Below are 16,929 nucleotides of genomic sequence, written 5' to 3'. Positions count from 1 at the left end.
CCCCCCCCCCCCCCCCCCCCCCCCCCCCCCCCCCCCCCCCCCCCCCCCCCCCCCCCCCCCCCGCCGCGCGCCCCCCCCCCCCCCCCCCCCCCCCCGGCAGGGTGGCGGCGCGGCGCCGACCGGTCAGCCGGCCGGTCGGCGCCTCGCGGATCACTCCAGGACGGCGAACTGGCCGTTCTCGACGATCTGGACGACGGCCGGGTGGTCGGCGTCCCGGTTCTCGTCGATGGAGAACTCGCCGAGGACGGTGGGCACGTCCTCGATCTCCCCGAGCGCCTCCTGGATGCTGTCGCGCTCGGCGGAGCAGTTGGCGCGCACGGCGTGGTCGACGAGCTTCAGCCCGGCGTAGGCCTGTGCGGCGAACTGGTCGGGCTGGGCGTCGTACTCGGCCTCGTAGGCCTCGAGGAACGCCTGGTTCTCCGGGTTGTCGGACGAGGAGTTCCAGGCGGCGCCGACGACGACGCCCTCGGCCGCCTCGCCGGCGTCGGCCATCAGCCGCGGGTTGTTGAACCCGTTGCCGCCGATGATCGGCACGTCGATGCCGAGCTCACGGGCCTGGGTCACCAGCGGCACCGCTGCCTCGATCAGCGCCGAGACGACCAGCGCGTCGGGGTCGTTCTCCCGGGCCTGGGTGAGCAGGGCGCGGAAATCGGTGTCGGACTTGGAGAAGGTGATCGTCTCGCTGATCTCCACCCCCTCCTCCTCCAGCGCTGCGGCGAACGCCTCGTAGCCGGACTCGGTGAAGGCGTCGTCGTTGCTGTACATGACGACCACGTTCTCGAGCCCGAACTGCTCGGTCGCCTGGGCGATCGTCTGCGGGATCACCGCCTGCTCGGTGAGCGAGGCGCGGAAGATGTAGTCGCCGATCTCGGTGACGCCCTCGGCGGTGTTGGAGATGCCCAGCACCGGGACGCCGGCGTCCTGGGCGATCGGGTCGGCCTGGACGGCGGCGTTCGACAGCGTCGGCCCGATGATCAGGCTCACGCCGTCGGAGACGAACTCCTCGAACAGGGTGATGGCCTGGCGCGGGTCGGTCTGGTCGTCCTCGATCGTGAGGTCGTAGGTGACACCGCCCTGCTCGGCGAGCTCCGCGGCGGCCAGCTGCAGGCCCCGCTGCTGCGACTCGCCGTAGCTGGCCGCGGCACCGGTGAGGCTGAGCACCGCACCCAGGGGCACCTCGCCCTCGATGGTGCACGATTCGCCGCTGCCCTCGCCGGTCAGCTCTCCGGAGGCCGCGGAACCCCCGCCGCCCGACTCACCGGAGCCGCAGGAGGCGAGGAGGAGGGCCGCGGCGCCGGCCGCGGCGACGGTGTGGAGCTTGGTGCGCATGTCTCTCCCTTGTCGAGCACGACGACCGCGCACCGCCGAGGCGGCCGCGCGTTCCCCGGGGCGGACGGGGCCCTGCCCGTGCCACCCGGGCATCGTGGGCCGACCGAGGCCGGTCGGCCGGGTTACGGCCGTCACAGTAGGCACCCGCGACCGGGCTTCCCGCAGGGACCTGGCAAGCGTGCTCAGAACGTGACCGACCCGGGCCCCGGGCAGCGCGCGTCAGGAGCACGGCGCGCCGCTCCCGGCACGCCCGGTACAGGATGGGGCGCCCACCTCTCCCGCTCCAGGAGTCCGCCATGCCCGTTGCCCTTCCCCCCGCGAGGACGTAGTGCGCACCGCTCGCGCCGCCCGGTCGGGTGGCCCCGTCCCCGGTTCCGCTCTCCTCCCCCACCTTTCCCGCCGCGCCCTGCTGGCCGGCACCGGCGCCGCCCTCGCCGCCGCGCTCGCCGGCTGCGGCCGCACCTCCGACGCCGCACCGCCCTCCCCGGGGCCGCTGCGCATCGGCGCCATCCCCGACCAGGACCCCGAGGTCCTGCAGCGGCTCCACGGCACCGTGGCCGACTCCATGACCCGGGCGCTCGACATCGACGTCGAGTACCGACCGGTCACCGACTACGCCGCCGCCGTCTCGCTGTTCCGCACCGGCGACCTGGACCTGGTCTGGTTCGGCGGTCTCACCGGTGTCCAGGCGCGGCTGCAGACCCGCGGCGCCGTCCCGATCGCGCAGCGCGACATCGACGAGCAGTTCCACTCCGTCTTCGTGGTGAACGCGGGCACGGGTCTGTCCCCGTCCGACGACCTCTCCCCGCTCGGCGACCTGCGCTTCACCTACGGCAGCGAGACGTCGACCTCGGGCCGGCTCATGCCCGCCTACTACCTGCGCGAGGCCGGCGTCGACCCGGAGGGCTTCCCGGGCGGCCCGGGGTTCTCGGGCTCGCACGACGCGACGCTGTCCCTCGTCGCCTCCGGGAGCTACCAGGCCGGCGTGCTGAACGAGCAGGTCTACGAGTCCCGCGCGGCCGCCGGGGAGATCGACCCGGCGGTCGTCCGCTACGCGCGGACCCCCGCCTACCACGACTACCACTGGCTCCTCGGCCCTGGCGCGATCGAGCGGTTCGGCGACGACCTGCCCGACCGGCTGACGGGGTACTTCACCGGCCTGTCCGCGCAGGATCCCCAGGACGCCGAGGTGCTCGAGCTGTTCGGCGCGGGGGCGTTCGTCCCCACCGAGGCGGCGAACTACGACCAGATCGAGCAGATCGGCCGTGACCTGGGGCTGGTCAACTGACCGAGATCGCGCGGCTCACCGGCATCGAGGTCCGCTTCGGCAGCACACCCGCCCTCGCCGGGGTGGACCTCGCGGTGACCGCGGGCGAGCGGGTCGCCGTCGTCGGCGCCTCGGGAGCGGGCAAGACGACGCTGCTGAACGTGCTCAACGGCGCGGTCACCCCGACCGCGGGACAGGTGCGGGTCCTCGGCGAGGACCCGGCGGCGCTGCACGGCCGGGACCTGCGCCGGCTGCGGGCCCGCACCGGCACGGTCCACCAGCACCTGGAGCTGACCGGCGCGCTGCGGGTGGTGCACAACGTCAACGCCGGGCGGCTGGGTCGGTGGTCGGCCGGCCGGGCGGCGTGGTCGCTGCTCCGCCCGCAGGACCCGTCGACGGTGCGGCAGGCCCTGGACCGGGTCGGCCTGGCCGACCGGATGTACGAGCGCACCGACCGGCTGTCAGGAGGTCAGCGGCAGCGGGTGGCGCTGGCCCGCCTGCTCGTGCAGCAGCCGGACCTCGTGCTCGCCGACGAGCCGGCGTCCGCCCTCGACCCGGCCCTGGCCGATCTCGCCCTCGGCCTGCTCGGCGACCTGGCGACCGGCCGGGGCGGCGCGCTGCTGGCCTGCCTGCACGACCCCGCCCTGGCGCTGCGGCACTGCGACCGGGTGGTCGGCCTCGCCGCCGGCCGGATCGTCCTGGACGCCCCCGCCCGCAGCCTGACTGTCGCGGAGCTGGAGCGCTTCTACGGGGTCACCCGGTGACGGCCGTCCTCGACCGGGCGGCGCCCCCGGAGCCACGGCTGCGCCGGGACCGGCGGCGGTGGGCCTGGGCGCTGGCCGGGCTGGCCCTGCTCGGCTGGGCACTGGCCGGCAGCGGGCTGTTCTCCGGGCCGGTGCTCAACCCGGCCGGCACCGCCCAGGCCGGCCGCTTCCTCTCCGCCGCGCTGCGCCCGGAGCTGGGCGGCGAGTTCCTCCGCGTCGTCGCGGGCTCGACCCTGGTCACCGTCGCCTACGCCGTGCTCGGTGCCGGGCTGGCCGTGCTGCTCGGCGCGCTCGCCGCGGTCCCGGTCTCCCGGACCGCCTGGGGAGGGCGGCGCACCGGCTGGCTGCTGACCCGCGGCGTGCTGGCGCTGCCCCGGGGGCTGCACGAGGCGGTGTGGGGCCTGCTGCTGGTCAACGTGCTGGGGCTCGACCCGTGGGTGGGCGTGCTGGCCATCGCCGTCCCGTACGGCGCGATCACCGCCAAGGTCTTCGCCGACCTGCTGGACGAGGTGCCCCGCGGCAGCTACGACGCACTGCTGGCGGCCGGCGCCGGGCGGGGGACGGCGGCGTTGTACGGGTTGCTGCCCGCGGCCGCCGGCGGGCTGCTCTCCTACTCCTTCTACCGGCTGGAGTGCGCGGTCCGCTCGGCGGTCGTCCTCGGCCTGATCGGCGCCGGCGGGCTGGGCTACCAGCTGGCCCTGTCGTTCACCTCGCTGCGCTGGGAGCAGGTCTGGACGACGGTCTACGCACTCGCGCTGCTGTGCCTGCTGGCCGACGTCGGCGGCCGGGCCGTGCGCCGCCGGGTCGCGGCGCCCCGGAGCACGGTGTCCCGGCGCGATCCGCTGCTCACCGGCGCGGTGCTCGCCGTCGTCGCCGCGGTCGGGTGGGCGGTTTGGTACCTGGCGCTCTCCCCCACCGCCCTGGTCGACGCCCGCACCCGCGAGCAGGTCGCCTACGTCGCCTCGGCCGCGTGGCCGCCGGCCGTCGACCGCGACCTGCTCGGCGACGTCTGGGCCACCGCCCTGGACGCGCTCCGGATGTCGGTCCTGGCGATCGCGTTCGCCGCCGCCGGTGCCGTCGCGCTGGCGGCGCTCGCGGCGCGTCCCCCCGGTCCGTCCGGGCCGGTCCGCCGCGCCGCCGGCGTGCTCACCCGGCTGTCCCTGCTCCTGCTGCGCGCCGTCCCGCCGCCGGTGTGGGCACTGGTCGTGCTGTTCGTCCTGCTCCCCGGCGTCCTGCCGGGAGCGCTGGCCCTCGGGGTATACACCCTGGGCGTGCTCGGCCGGCTGGTCGGCGAGGCCGTCGAGGAGATCGACCGGCGCCCGGCCGAGGCGCTGCGCGCCATGGGAGCCTCCCCCGTCGGCCGCTGGCTCTACGGCTCCGCCCCGGCGCTCACCGGCCCGGTGCTGGCGCTGTCCCTCTACCGCTGGGAGGTGGCGATCCGCGACACCGTGCTGGTCGGCCTGCTCGGCGCCGGCGGGATCGGGGTGCTGCTGTCGGCCCGGATGTCGGCGTTCGACTGGGCGGGCGTCACCACCGTGCTGGCGGCGATCGTGCTCCTGACCTTCCTCGTCGATCTGGTCAGCGACCACGCCCGTGCGGCGGTGCGCTGACCGCCGCGACGCCGTCCTCCCTCACCCCCGAGCGTCCACCCTCACCGCCTGCCGCGAGGGAGGACGCTCGATGATCAGGGAACCTGATCATCGACGCGGGGCGGTCAGCGCCAGCGGGTGGTGGCGGACAAGGCGGCGATCGCGGCGGCGCCCGCGGTGGAGGTGCGCAGCACCTCCGGGCCCAGCCGCACCGGCTCGGCCCCGGCCGCGCGGAACGCGACGACCTCGCCGTCGGAGAGCCCGCCCTCCGGACCGACGACGATCACCACGGTGCCCGAGGACGGCACGGCCAGCTCGGTCAGCGGCCGGCGGGCCTGCTCGTGCAGGACGACGGCGAGGTCGGCCTCGGCGAGCACCCCGGCGACCTCCCGGGTGCTCATCGGCGCGGTCACCTCGGGCAGCCGCGGCCGGCGGGACTGCTTGCTCGCCGCCCGGGCCGCGGCACGCCACTTCGCCACCCCCTTCTCGACGCGGTCCTCGCGCCAGCGGGTCACGCAGCGCGCAGCCTGCCACGGCACGATCCGGTCGACGCCGAGCTCGGTGGCCAGGTCGACGGCCAGCGGGCCCCGGTCCCCCTTCGGCAGGGCCTGCACCAGCACGAACTCCGGGTCGGGCGCGGGCACCTCGAACCGGTTCCGCACGGCGACGGCCAGACCGTGCCGGCCGGCGGCGACGACCTCGCCCTCGGCCACCGTGCCCGCGCCGTCACCGACGTGGACCCGCTCGCCCGGTTGCAGGCGCAGCACGTCGACGGCGTGCCGCCCCTCCTGGCCGGCGACGAGCAGCTCCGGGACGTCGGGCAGCTCCTCGACCAGGAACAGCGGGACGCCGTCGAGCTCGGGGGCCTCGGTGCTCATCGGTCAGCGCCCGTGGAAGGCGTCGCGGACCCGGGAGAACAGGCCGCCCTGGGCCTCCCGGTTGGCCCCGGGCTGGTCCTCCCCCCGGAGGGCGGCGAGCTCGCGCAGCAGCTTCTCCTGCTCGGCGTCGAGCTTCGTCGGCGTCTGCACCTCGACGTGCACCAGCAGGTCGCCGCGCCCGGTGGCGCGCAGCCGCGGTGCCCCGTGGGCGCGCAGGGTGAGCACGCTGCCCGACTGGGTGCCCGGGCGGATGTCGAGCTCCTCCTCGCCGTCGAGCGTCTTGAGGTTCAGCGTGGTGCCCAGCGCCGCGGAGGTCATCGGCAGCGTGACCCGGCAGTGCAGGTCCTCGCCGTCCCGGGTGAACACCTCGTGCGGGCGCTCGTGCACCTCGACGTACAGGTCGCCGGCCGGCCCGCCACCCGGGCCGACCTCGCCCTGGCCGGTGAGCCGGATGCGCATCCCGTCCTCCACGCCCGCCGGCACCTTCACCGACAGGGTCCGACGGGCCCGCACCCGGCCGTCGCCGGCGCACTTCGGGCACGGCTGCGGGATGACCTGGCCGGTGCCCGAGCAGGTCGGGCAGATGCGGCTGGAGACCACCTGCCCGAGGAAACCGCGCTGCACGCTCTGCACCTCGCCGCGGCCCGAGCACGTGCCGCAGGTGGCCGGGTGGGTCCCCGGCGCGGTCCCGGCGCCGGCGCAGGTGTCGCAGAGCACGGCGGTGTCGACGGTGAGGTCCTTCGTCGTGCCGAAGACGGTCTCGTCCAGCTCCAGCTCCACCGGGATCAGCGCGTCCCGCCCGGCCCGCGTGCGGCTGCGCGGGCCCCGGGTGGCCGCGCCGCCGAAGAAGGCGTCCATGATGTCGCCCAGGCCGCCGAACCCCGCGCCGCCGAACCCGCCGGCACCCCCGGCGCCGGCGTCGAAGGGATCGCCGCCCAGGTCCACGATCCGCCGCTTCTCCGGATCGGTCAGCGCCTCGTAGGCGCGGGTGACCTGCTGGAAGCGCTCCTTGGCCTCCGGATCCGGGTTGACGTCCGGGTGCAGGTCACGCGCCAGCCGCCGGTAGGCGCGCTTGATGTCCTGATCGGTCGCTCCCTGGGCCAGGCCCAGCACGCCGTAGTAGTCGGTCGCCATCGAAGAGTCTCGTCCTCAGCTCTCGGCCAGCAGGTGGCCGACGTAGCGGGCCACGGCTCGCACCGCGGCCATGTTTCCTGGGTAGTCCATGCGGGTCGGCCCCACGACCCCGAGGCCGCCGAGCGCCCGGTCGCCCGAGCCGTACCCGACGGTGACCAGCGAGGCGCCGGACAACGCCTCGTGGGCGTTCTCCTCGCCGATGCGCACCAGCACGGTGCCGGCGTCGACCTCGCTCATCAGGCGCAGCACGACGACCTGCTCCTCGAGGGCCTCCAGCAGGGGCCGGAGCGTGCCGGGGAAGTCGGTGGCGGTACCCCGCGCGAGGTTCGCCGTCCCGCCGATGACGAGCCGGTCCTCGCTCGGCTCGACGAGGGTCTCCACCAGGGTGGCGCTGACCGCGGCGACCAGCCCCCGCAGGTGCGGCGGCGCGGTCTCCAGCAGCCCGGGCACCTTGTCGCCGGCCTCGCCCAGCTTCACCCCGGCGAAGGCGGAGTTCAGCAGGGCGCGCAGCTCGGGCACCGCGGCGGGGTCGACGTCGGCGGGGCAGTCGACGACGCGCTGCTCGACCCGGCCGGTGTCGGTGATCAGCACCAGCAGCAGCCGGCCCACCGCCACCTGCACCACCTCGAGGTGCCGGACGGCGCTGCGCGACAGCGTCGGGTACTGGACGACGGCCACCTGGCGGGTGAGCTGCGCGAGCAGCCGCACCGTCCGGCCGAGCACGTCGTGCAGGTCGACGGCGCCGTCGAGGAAGCGCTCGATCGCCCGGCGCTCGGCGGCCGACAGCGGCTTCACCGCCGAGAGCCGGTCCACGAACAGCCGGTAGCCCTTGTCGGTGGGCACCCGGCCGGCGCTGGTGTGCGGCTGGGTGATGTAGCCCTGCTCCTCCAGCACCGCCATGTCGTTGCGGATGGTCGCCGGGGAGACGCCCAGGTCGTGCCGCTCGGCGAGGGCCTTGCTGCCCACGGGGTCGTTGGTGGACACGAAATCCTGGACGATGGCCCGGAGCACCTCCAGGCGCCGTTCGTCGTGCGCCACGGTGACACCTCCCCGTACCGGTCGACGCGCCGTGCCGCGCCCCGGGGGCGGGACCGACGCCGGCCCCGGGTCACCCCGGCTGGCACTCGCACGGACAGAGTGCCAGGCCAGCATACGTCCGCCCGCGCCCGTCGTCGCGCGGCTCGCGAGCCGCCCCGCCCGGGCTGCGCGAGCGGCGACGGTCGTCCCCGCGGCGACTAGGGTGGGGACGGTCGGTGCCCCGGGCCGGGGCGGAGAGCGGAGGTCGGTCCCCTGATCTTCAAAGGCGTGCGCAACGGGCGCCCCTATCCCGACCACGGCCTGTCCGCCCGCGACTGGGCGATGATCCCACCCCGGCAGGTGCGGCTGGACACCCTGACCACGACCAAGCGGGAGCTGGCGCTCGACGCCCTGCTGGCCGACGACTCCACCTTCTACGGCGACCTCTTCCCCCACGCGGTGCAGTGGCACGGGGAGCTGTACCTGGAGGACGGGCTGCACCGGGCGCTCCGGGCGGCGCTGCAGCAGCGCACCGTCATCCACGTGCGGGTGCTCGACCTCGACGCGCTCACCCCCGTGCAGACGCCGGACGGCCCGAGCACGGCGTCGCTCCCGGCGCAGCCACCGGTGCCCGGGCCGCGCGACGGCTGACCTAGAGCCAGCCCTTCTCCTCCGCGACGCGGGCCGCCTCCACCCGGGTGCGGGCGCCGGTCTTCCCGATCGCCGACGACAGGTAGTTGCGCACGGTGCCCTCCGACAGGAAGAGCCGGCCGGCGATGTCCGCGACGGTCGCCCCGTCCGCGGCGGCGCGCAGCACGTCGGCCTCCCGCGCCGACAGCGGCGTGGCCCCGATGGCCAGGGCGGCGGCCGCCAGGTCGCGGTCGATGACCCGCTCACCGGCCATCACCGCCCGGATGCCCTGGGCCAGCTCGCTCACGGGCGCGTCCTTGACCAGGAACCCGGCGGCGCCGACCTCCATGGCGCGGCGCAGGAACCCCGGCCGCCCGAACGTGGTCAGGATGACCGCCCGGCACCCGGGCAGCGCCGTCGCCAGCTCCCGGGCCGCTGCGAGGCCGTCGGCGCCGGGCATCTCGATGTCCAGCAGGGCGACGTCGGGGCGGTGCTCGACAGCGGCCGCCGTCACGGCGTCGCCCCGGCCCACCTCCGCCACCACCTCGATGTCCTCCTCGAGCTCCAGGAGCGCGCGCAGCGCCCCGCGGACCATCGTCTGGTCCTCGGCGATGAGCACCCGGATCACGACGCCGCCACGGGCGAGGCGCGGACCGCGCTGCTGAGCGGCACCGAGGCGGTGAGCCGGAACCCGCGGCCGTCGACCGGCCCGTGCGTCAGCCGGCCCCCGACCGCGGCCACCCGCTCGGCCAGCCCGCACAGGCCGGCGCCGGCGGGCGCGTCCCCGCCCCGGCCGTCGTCGGTCACGCTCAGCTCCACGTCCTCGTCCGTCTCCGCCAGGCTCACCGTGACCGACCGGGCGGCGCTGTGCCGGAGCACGTTCGTGGTGGCCTCCCGCACCACCCAGCCGAGCACCGCGTCGACCGGCGCCGGCAGCGGTCGGCCCGGAGCCGGTGCCCGCAGCGCGATGCCCGCGGCCGAGAGCGCCGAGCGGGCCTCGGCCAGCGCCTGGGCGAGGCTCACCTGGCGGTAGCCGCTGACCGCGTCGCGGACCTCGGCGAGCGCCCGGCGCGCGGCGGCCTCGACGTCGGCCATCTCCTGGCGGGCGCGCACCGGGTCGCGCTCGGCCAGCCGGCCGGCGAGCTCGCTCTTGAGCGCGATCAGCGACAGGCTGTGCCCGAGCAGGTCGTGCAGGTCGCGGGCGAACCGCAGCCGCTCCTCGGTGACGGCGTTGCGGGCCAGCTCCTCGCGCGCCTCCACCAGCTCGGCGTTGACGCTCATCAGCTGCCGCATCCCCCGCAGGGCGAACGCGGTGAGCAGGCAGATCACCGGCAGGATGAAGACGTCGCCGAGGACGCCGTGGGCGGCCAGCACCCCGGCGCACACCGCGGCCGCGCCGACGACCGCCGGCCACACCCACCGCGCGGGCAGGGCCACAGACGCCGCGGCCGAGACGTAGATCATCAACCCGGCCCACGCGGGGCCCAGCCAGACGGCCAGCCCGACCCCCAGGACGGCGACGACCACGAGCTGCACGCGGGGCCAGTCCCGGCGGCTCCCGAAGACCTCGCCGAAGACGCCGAGGTAGACGACGGTGAAGGCGACGAGGGCGACGGCCGCCACCACCTGCACCGCCACGGGCCGCGGTGTGCTGACCAGGTCCGCGATCGGGAAGGCCTGGAACAGCAGCCACGGCACGGCCCAGCCCAGGCGCTGCCAGCGGCTCGGGGCGTCCACGACGGGCACGGTAGCGGTCGGCTCAGCCCGCGACCGCGTACAGCGGCCGGGCGCGGGCGACGGACACCGCGAGGGCCCCGAAGGCGGCCGTGAACCCGGCGATGGCCAGCACCGCCACCGCCGGCGGCCACCCCCCGCCGACCACGCCGCGCCCGAGCTCGGCGTACCAGTACGACGGCAGCGTGTACGCCAGCCCGCGCATCGCCTCCGGCAGCATCTCCACCGGCCACCACAGCCCGCCCAGCGCCGCCAGCACCACGCCCAGGATGCCGATGGCGCCACCGGCGGCCTTCTCGTCCAGCGACAGACCGACCAGGAGGCCCAGGGCCACGAACGCCGCCGACCCCGCCCAGAGCACGGCGAGGAGTGCGAGCCAGGTGCCCGCCGGCAGCTGCACCCCGTTGACGAACCGGCCGACGAGCGCGACGACCAGGAGGCTCGGCAGGGCCAGCAGCACCCCGACGGCGACGTCGACGGCGAACACCTGGGTCTGCGGAACGGGGGTCACGCGGAGCTGCCGCAGCCAGCCCGAGGCGCGGTCGAACGAGAGGCGGATGGTCGCGCCCAGGGACGCCCCGATGGCGCCGTAGGCCATCATCGAGACCATGATCGAGGCGGCGGCCTCCTGCCGCGCCGGCGCACCCGTCATCTGCCCTCCGATGATCTTCGTGAGGAAGATCGTGAACAGCGCGGGCAGCAGCACGGTGAAGAAGACGAACTGCTTGTTGCGCCCGACGCGGCGCAGCTGGAAGGCGAACAGCGGGCTCATCGGGAGGCTCCGATCGTGCTCGGCCGGCGGGTGGGGATCAGCGAGAGGACGGCGTCCTCGAGGGACGCGCCGCGCACCTCGAGACCGGGCAGGCCGCCGTCGGCCAGCAGCGCCCGCAGGGTGGCGTCGGCGTCGCTGGTCGCCAGCCGTACGGTGCTCCCCTGCCAGGTGACGGCGGTGACCCCGGGAACGGCGTCGAACCGGCGCTCCGGACCGGCCGTGAACGACACGGTGCGCCCGCCGACCCCGGCCTTCACCTCCGCGGCGGTGCCGTCGGCGACCACCCGCCCGCCGGCCACCACGACCACCCGGTCGGCGACCGCATCGGCCTCGTCGAGGTGGTGGGTGGCGAAGACGACGGTGTGCCCGCGGCCGGCCAGGCCGCGCATCGTCGTCCAGAACGCCCGGCGCGCCTCGACGTCCATGGCGGAGGTGGGCTCGTCGAGCAGCAGCAGCGGCGGTGCGCCGGCCAGGGCGAGTGCCAGCAGGACGCGCTGGCGCTGACCACCGGAGAGCGCCTCCACCGGACGGTCGAGCAGCCCCGCGATGCCCGCGGTGACCAGGAGGTCGTCCAGCGGCCAGGTGGCCTCCACCCCGGCCCGGCCGAAGCTGCGCCGGACCAGGTGCAGCACCTCGCCGACCCGCGCCTCGCTGGGCAGCCCGCCGTGCTGCAGCATCGCGCCGACGCGGCCGGCCCGGATGGCGTCGCGCGGACTGCGGCCGAGCACGCGCATCTCCCCGGCCGTCGGGGTCAGCAGACCCAGGACGGCGTTCACCGTCGTCGACTTGCCCGCGCCGTTGGGCCCGAGCAGGGCGACGGTCTGGCCGCGCGGGATGGTGAGGTCGAGGTCGTCGACGGCGACCGCGTCGCCGTAGCGGACGGTCAGCCCGCGGATGTCGAGAGCCGGTGCAGGAGGCATGCGCCGAGCCTGCCCCCACGCCGCCGGGACGCAGTAGTGCCGGACGTCGGCGGTCGCGTCTGACATCCGTCAGACGCGACCGCCGGCCCCGCTCAGGGGGCGGGCGTGCAGGCGACGCAGGTCCGGGCGAAGGGGCGCAGCTCGAGCCGCTCCTCGGGGATCGCGGCGCCGCAGCCGGTGCAGCGGCCGTAGCTGCCGTCGTCGAGGCGGGCGAGCGCGGCGTCGATCTCCTCGATGGTGCGCTGCAGGTCGGCGCTGCGGCGCTGGGCGACCGGGTCGGGCACCGAGGTCGCGCACTCGGCCAAGGCCTCCTCGCGCTGCTGCGCGCAGTCGGTGCGCTGCTCCTCCAGCAGGGTGCGGAAGCGGTCCGCCGAGGCGGGGGTCGTGCTGTCGAGGCTGGCAGACATGCGGGGATCTCCTTCTCGGGGCAATGCGGGAAGACGCGGTCACCGGTCGGTGGCGCGTCGGAGAGGTGCTGGGACCCCGGGGCGGGGTCAGGAGCGACGCGGCGGGGCCCGGTCCTGGCTGCGGCGGAGGACGTCGAGGCCGCGCAGCCCGCGGGCGCGGCGGTTCATCGCGAGGGCGAGCAGGGCACCGCCGGGCAGGGTGAACGGTGGGGCCGCCGCCGGACGCACTCCTGGCACGGACACCAGCGACCACCCCCTCCGAACACCCGGCCCCGTTGCCGGAACGGGGACCATAGCCCAGGACGGCGGTACCAATCTCGCCCTTTCGGATGAACCGGTCCGCCGCCGGCCCCGTCCCGAGGCTCGTCCCGAGCGTACGAGGGACGAGGAGGACGGGGTCCTCTTTCAGTCGGTGAGGTCGCGGACCACCGCGTCGGCGAGCAGGCGGCCCCGGTCGGTGAGGACGGCCCGCCCTTCCGCGTGCGCCGCCGGGTCCAGGAGACCGCCCGCGACGGCCTCGGCCGCCCGGGCACGGCCGGTGCCGGTGAGCGCGGTCAGCGGCAGGCCGTCGCGCAGCCGCAACCCGAGCATCACCGCCTCCAGCGCGCGGTCGTCGTCGTCGAGCAGCTCGGCGTCCTGCGCCGGGCTCTCGCCGCGGGCCAGCCGGTCGGCGTAGGCCGCGGGGTGCTTGACGTTCCACCAGCGCACCCCGCCGACGTGGCTGTGCGCGCCCGGCCCGATCCCCCACCAGTTCGCGTTGGCCCAGTACAGCTCGTTGTGCCGGCAGCGGGCGGCGTCGGAGGTGGCCCAGTTCGACACCTCGTACCACTCGAAGCCGGCCGTGCGCAGCGTCGCGTCCGCCTGCTCGTAGCGGTCGGCGAGGACGTCGTCGTCGGGCATGGGCAGCTCGCCCCGCCGCACGCGCCGGGCCAGCTTGGTGCCCTCCTCGACGATCAGCGCGTAGGCGCTGACGTGGTCGACCGGCGAGGCGAGGACCGCGTCCAGGGAGGCTGCCCAGTCGGCGTCGGTCTCCCCGGGCGTGCCGTAGATCAGGTCCAGGTTGACGTGCTCGAACCCCGCCGCGCGGGCCTCGTGCGCCGCCTCGACGGCGCGGCCGGGGGTGTGCCGGCGATCGAGCGCGGCGAGCACGTGCGGCGCGGCCGACTGCATGCCGAGGCTCACGCGGGTGAAGCCGGCCTCGCGCAACCGGGCCAGCGAGGCGGGCGAGACGGTCTCGGGGTTGGCCTCGGTGGTCACCTCCACGTCGTCGGCGAAGGGGAAGAGCCCGCGGGCGGCCGAGAGCACGGCGGCGAGGTCGTCGGCCGGCAGCAGCGTCGGCGTGCCGCCGCCGACGAAGACGGTGGAGACGGTCGGCAGGTCCGGGCCGAGGCTGTCGACGGCGCGGCGCAGCTCGGCGATCGCCGTGCCCGCGTACTCGCTGCGGCTGGCACCGGGGCCCAGCTCGTCGGAGGTGTAGGTGTTGAAGTCGCAGTAGCCGCAGCGGGTGGCGCAGAACGGCACGTGCACGTACAGGCCGAACGGCGTCGTCGTCAGCCCCTCGCGGGCGCTGTCGGGAAGCCGGTCGGGGCCGGGCGAGCCGGGCGGCGGGCCGGCGTCGTGGATCAGCGGCAGGACGGTGTTCATCTGCTCCCAGTGTGCCGCGCCGGCCAGCGGGGGCGGCAGGATGCCGGGCGTGACCTCCGACCGAGTGCTGCAGGTGTCCGTCTCCCGCGGCGTCGCCACCCTGACGCTGGACTCTCCCGCCAACCGCAACGCGCTGTCGCGGGCGATGCGCGCGCAGCTGCGCGCGGCGCTGGCCGATGCCCTGGCCGACGACGCGGTGCGGGTGGTCGTGCTCGACCACACCGGCCGGGTGTTCTGCTCGGGGATGGACCTGTCCGAGGCGGCCGGCGGTTCGTCGGAGAGCCAGGGTGTGCGCGAGTTCCCGGAGCTGCTGCAGCTGATCTGGTCCTCGCCCAAGCCCGTGGTGGCGGTGGTGGGGGGGGGGGGGGGGGGGGGGGGGGGGGGGGGGGGGGGGGGGGGGGGGGGGGGGGGGGGGGGGGGGGGGGGTGGGGCCGCCGGGGGGGGGTGGGGCGGAGCGCCCGGCTGTTCGCGAGGAGCCGGCGCCCCCGCCGGGGCGGGGGGGGGCGCGGCCCCCCCCCCCCCCCCCCCCCGGCGGGGTGGGGCTCCTGGCCGCCTGCGACGTCGTGGTCGCGGCCGGGTCGGCCACCTTCGCCTTCTCCGAGGTGCGCCTCGGCCTGGTGCCGGCGGTGATCTCCGCCGTCGTCCTCCCCCGGATGACCACCCACGTGGCGCACCGCCTCATGCTCAGCGGCGAGGTCTTCGACGCGGCCACCGCCGCCGACGGTGGGCTGGTCGACCTGGTGGCCGGTGACGACGAGGTCGACGCCGTCCTCGCCGGGCAGCTCACCGCGCTGGCCGCGGGCGCCCCTGCGGCGTTGGCCGAGACGAAGCGGCTGCTGCGCGCCCGGCAGCCGGCGCTCGCCTTCGACGACCTGCTCGACCTCTCGGCGCGGTTCTTCGCCGGCGAGGAGGGGCAGGAGGGCATCGCCGCCTTCCGCGAGAAGCGCCCCGCCCGCTGGATCCCCTCCGCCGGCTGACGCAGGACACCTCCCGGCTCAGTCGGTCTCTGCCCAACCGGGCTGGGCAGAGACCGACTGTGCTCACAGGACGTAGGTGGCGATCATCTGCCCGAGCTGACGGATGTCCGCGTTGCCCTTGAACTCCAGCCGGACCTTCCCGAGCCCGCTGAACCAGAGGTCCAGCTCCGCGTCGAGGTCGAACGTCCCGGCGGTCTCGATCGAGAACGCCTGCACCTTGCTGTAGGGCAGGGACGTGAAGTCCCGCTTCTTGCCGGTCATGCCCTGCACGTTCACGGCGATGAGTCGCTTGTTCGTGAAGACGACGAAGTCACGCACCGCTTTGAAGCAGGCGACGATCTGCTCGCCCTGGATGAGCAGCGGCGCCACGGCGGGACCGATGTCCTGGGGATTCGCGGGGTTGAGCTTGAAGACGGAGCCGTTGGAGAAGTCGATCACCCCTGCACGCTAGGTGCCGGAGCACGGGAGTCGTCCTCGACGCGCGGAGCCCGGAACGAGCCGCCTAGAGGAGCCGGCGGGTGGTGTCGGGCAGCCGCTCGGTGACGCCCCGGGCGTCCAGCCACTCCATGAGCGGTACGGCGACCCGGCGGCTGGTCCCCCAGGCCTGCCGCGCCTGGCTCAGGGTGAACGGCTGCGGGATCCGCGCGAGCCGCTCCCGGGCCACCGCGTCGACGCCGGGGGCCAGGTAGACGCCCTCCCCCACGCGCACGAGCTGCCCGCTGCGGACGGCCGCCGCGAGCTCCCGGGTGCCCAGCCCCGCGGCCGCCAGGTCGGGCGCCTCCGGAGCCGCGAACGGATCGGCCGCCAGCCGGGCACGGACGGCGTCGACCGCGCGCTGGACCTCCGGCGGCAGGTCCGCCGCGCCGTCGACGACCCGCCCCTCGCGCAGCACCAGCGGCGCCCGGACCAGCGCCGGGACCAGCTCGGCATCGGGCAGCTCGAGCGCCCGGCGCACCACCTCGGCCGGGGGCCCCGGCTCCAGCGGCCGCAACCGCCGGTAGCGGGTGACGATCTCGGGCACCCGCGCGGCGAGCTCGTCGGCCAGCCCCGCGGCCAGCAGCCAGGGCCCGAGCCGGGTGGCCCCGGCGGGTACTGGCCAGCCCATCGCGGCGAAGTCGGCGGCGCGCACGATCCGGCGGCGGGCGAGGTCGGCCGAGGCACCGTCCGAGCCCGCGGGCTGCGCCACGAGCTCGGCGGCCCGCTGCCGGGCGGCGCCGCGGCGGCGCAGCTCGGGCGGGTCGACGTCGCGCACGTCGGCGCCGAGCACCCGCCGGGCTCCCGGGTCACGCAGCAGCAGCCGGTCACCGATCCGCAGCGGCAGCGGCGAGGCGAGCCGCAGCCGCACCGCCCGGCCGTCCAGCGGCCGCAGGTACGCACCGACCGTGGCGGAGCCGACGTGCACGACCGGCTCCGCCGGCAGCCGCTCCTCCGGCGCCCCGGTCAGCGTCGCGTCGACGACGTCGGTCAGCCGGAACGCGCCGGGGGTGAGCAGCGCGTCACCGCGCGAGAGGTCCTCGACCGCGACACCGCGCAGGTTGAGCGCCACGCGCGCGGTGGCCGCGGCCCGCTCGACCGGCTCGCCGAGCGACTGCACGCCGCGCACGGTGACCTCGCGGTCGCCCAGGAGCAACCGGTCGCCGGCCGCGACGGCACCGGCGGCGAGGGTGCCCGTGACCACCGTGCCGGCGCCCTTGATGGTGAAGGCGCGGTCGATCCAGAGGCGCACCGGCGCGTCGGGGTCCGGGGCCGGGAGCGCGCCGAGCAGCTCCTCCAGCCGCGGGGGGGGGGGGGGGGGGGGGGGGGGGGGGGGGGGGGGCGGGGGGGCGGCGCCGGGCCGCGGGGCGCGGCGCTGGGGGGGCCGCCCCCC

General features: G+C 76.3%; 18 protein-coding genes and 1 pseudogene. 6 read left to right on the top strand and 13 right to left on the bottom strand.

Going from position 1 to position 16,929, the window contains the following annotated elements; genetic code table 11:
* Window positions 1–150 precede the first annotated feature (150 nt).
* Complete coding sequence (locus ACI79S_RS20545) at window positions 151–1,329, bottom strand: ABC transporter substrate-binding protein (protein ID WP_456595293.1); 1,179 nt, start codon at window positions 1,327–1,329, stop codon at window positions 151–153.
* A gap of 328 nt (window positions 1,330–1,657) precedes the next feature.
* On the opposite strand from ACI79S_RS20545, the gene ACI79S_RS20540 reads away from it, so the two are divergent.
* From ACI79S_RS20540 to ACI79S_RS20530, 3 genes are read left to right on the top strand one after another with little or no spacing between them, the layout of a single operon-like run.
* Window positions 1,658–2,617 carry a putative selenate ABC transporter substrate-binding protein gene (locus ACI79S_RS20540; RefSeq protein WP_456595292.1) on the top strand — a complete coding sequence of 320 codons (960 nt, stop codon included), beginning with the start codon at window positions 1,658–1,660 and terminating at the stop codon, window positions 2,615–2,617.
* Window positions 2,614–3,360 carry a phosphonate ABC transporter ATP-binding protein gene (locus ACI79S_RS20535; RefSeq protein WP_456595296.1) on the top strand — a complete coding sequence of 249 codons (747 nt, stop codon included), beginning with the start codon at window positions 2,614–2,616 and terminating at the stop codon, window positions 3,358–3,360. Before ACI79S_RS20540 ends, ACI79S_RS20535 begins: the two co-directional genes overlap by 4 nt.
* The gene (locus ACI79S_RS20530; RefSeq protein WP_456595291.1) at window positions 3,357–4,970 is read left to right on the top strand and encodes a PhnE/PtxC family ABC transporter permease; all 1,614 of its coding nucleotides are present in this window, start codon (window positions 3,357–3,359) and stop codon (window positions 4,968–4,970) included. Before ACI79S_RS20535 ends, ACI79S_RS20530 begins: the two co-directional genes overlap by 4 nt.
* Before the next feature lie 104 nt (window positions 4,971–5,074).
* Here ACI79S_RS20530 and ACI79S_RS20525 read toward each other — a convergent pair whose 3' ends face one another.
* The 3 genes from ACI79S_RS20525 to hrcA are packed head-to-tail and all read right to left on the bottom strand — an operon-like array spanning window position 5,075 to window position 7,999.
* Window positions 5,075–5,827, bottom strand: a complete 753-nt coding sequence (locus ACI79S_RS20525) for a 16S rRNA (uracil(1498)-N(3))-methyltransferase (RefSeq protein WP_456595290.1) — start codon at window positions 5,825–5,827, stop codon at window positions 5,075–5,077.
* A 3-nt stretch (window positions 5,828–5,830) separates the two neighbouring features.
* Entirely contained in the window at window positions 5,831–6,961 is a 1,131-nt protein-coding gene (gene dnaJ / locus ACI79S_RS20520; protein ID WP_456595289.1) for a molecular chaperone DnaJ, read from the bottom strand.
* A gap of 15 nt (window positions 6,962–6,976) precedes the next feature.
* A complete protein-coding gene (gene hrcA, locus ACI79S_RS20515) occupies window positions 6,977–7,999 on the bottom strand; it encodes a heat-inducible transcriptional repressor HrcA (protein WP_456595288.1) in 1,023 nt (340 codons plus the stop codon).
* 252 nt (window positions 8,000–8,251) lie between these two features.
* Here hrcA and ACI79S_RS20510 point away from each other — a divergent pair, with 252 nt between their 5' ends.
* Window positions 8,252–8,629: a type II toxin-antitoxin system VapB family antitoxin gene (locus tag ACI79S_RS20510; RefSeq protein WP_456595295.1), complete on the top strand. Its 378-nt coding sequence runs from the start codon at window positions 8,252–8,254 to the stop codon at window positions 8,627–8,629.
* 1 nt (window position 8,630) lies between these two features.
* On the opposite strand, the gene ACI79S_RS20505 is transcribed toward ACI79S_RS20510, so the two are convergent.
* The 7 genes from ACI79S_RS20505 to hemW form a co-directional block, all read right to left on the bottom strand.
* Window positions 8,631–9,236 (bottom strand): response regulator, encoded by a 606-nt coding sequence (locus ACI79S_RS20505; protein WP_456595287.1) that lies wholly within the window; start codon window positions 9,234–9,236, stop codon window positions 8,631–8,633.
* A complete protein-coding gene (locus ACI79S_RS20500) occupies window positions 9,233–10,345 on the bottom strand; it encodes a sensor histidine kinase (protein ID WP_456595286.1) in 1,113 nt (370 codons plus the stop codon). Before ACI79S_RS20500 ends, ACI79S_RS20505 begins: the two co-directional genes overlap by 4 nt.
* 22 nt (window positions 10,346–10,367) lie before the next feature.
* A complete protein-coding gene (locus ACI79S_RS20495) occupies window positions 10,368–11,114 on the bottom strand; it encodes an ABC transporter permease (RefSeq protein ID WP_456595285.1) in 747 nt (248 codons plus the stop codon).
* Entirely contained in the window at window positions 11,111–12,034 is a 924-nt protein-coding gene (locus ACI79S_RS20490) for an ATP-binding cassette domain-containing protein (RefSeq protein ID WP_456595284.1), read from the bottom strand. Before ACI79S_RS20490 ends, ACI79S_RS20495 begins: the two co-directional genes overlap by 4 nt.
* A 92-nt stretch (window positions 12,035–12,126) precedes the next feature.
* Complete coding sequence (locus tag ACI79S_RS20485) at window positions 12,127–12,441, bottom strand: TraR/DksA family transcriptional regulator (protein ID WP_456595283.1); 315 nt, start codon at window positions 12,439–12,441, stop codon at window positions 12,127–12,129.
* An 87-nt stretch (window positions 12,442–12,528) separates the two neighbouring features.
* A complete protein-coding gene (locus ACI79S_RS20480; protein ID WP_456595282.1) occupies window positions 12,529–12,684 on the bottom strand; it encodes a hypothetical protein in 156 nt (51 codons plus the stop codon).
* Window positions 12,685–12,846: 162 nt separating this feature from the next.
* Window positions 12,847–14,085, bottom strand: coding sequence for a radical SAM family heme chaperone HemW (hemW, locus tag ACI79S_RS20475; RefSeq protein ID WP_456595294.1), 1,239 nt, complete (start codon window positions 14,083–14,085; stop codon window positions 12,847–12,849).
* A gap of 40 nt (window positions 14,086–14,125) precedes the next feature.
* Here hemW and ACI79S_RS20470 point away from each other — a divergent pair.
* Window positions 14,126–14,410, top strand: a pseudogene (locus ACI79S_RS20470) (enoyl-CoA hydratase-related protein); the annotation flags it as partial.
* A 211-nt stretch (window positions 14,411–14,621) separates the two neighbouring features.
* A complete protein-coding gene (locus ACI79S_RS20465) occupies window positions 14,622–15,062 on the top strand; it encodes an enoyl-CoA hydratase-related protein (protein ID WP_456595281.1) in 441 nt (146 codons plus the stop codon).
* 63 nt (window positions 15,063–15,125) lie between these two features.
* On the opposite strand, the gene ACI79S_RS20460 is transcribed toward ACI79S_RS20465, so the two are convergent.
* Window positions 15,126–15,500 (bottom strand): PH domain-containing protein, encoded by a 375-nt coding sequence (locus tag ACI79S_RS20460; RefSeq protein ID WP_456591243.1) that lies wholly within the window; start codon window positions 15,498–15,500, stop codon window positions 15,126–15,128.
* Between the two features lie 64 nt (window positions 15,501–15,564).
* The gene (locus ACI79S_RS20455; protein WP_456595280.1) at window positions 15,565–16,788 is read right to left on the bottom strand and encodes a SelB domain-containing protein; all 1,224 of its coding nucleotides are present in this window, start codon (window positions 16,786–16,788) and stop codon (window positions 15,565–15,567) included.
* Window positions 16,789–16,929 lie beyond the last annotated feature (141 nt).

Source organism: Blastococcus sp. SYSU DS1024, from assembly GCF_054050795.1.
The sequence above is the reverse complement of the archived record's forward strand: the minus strand, read 5'-3'. Positions and strand labels throughout refer to the sequence as shown.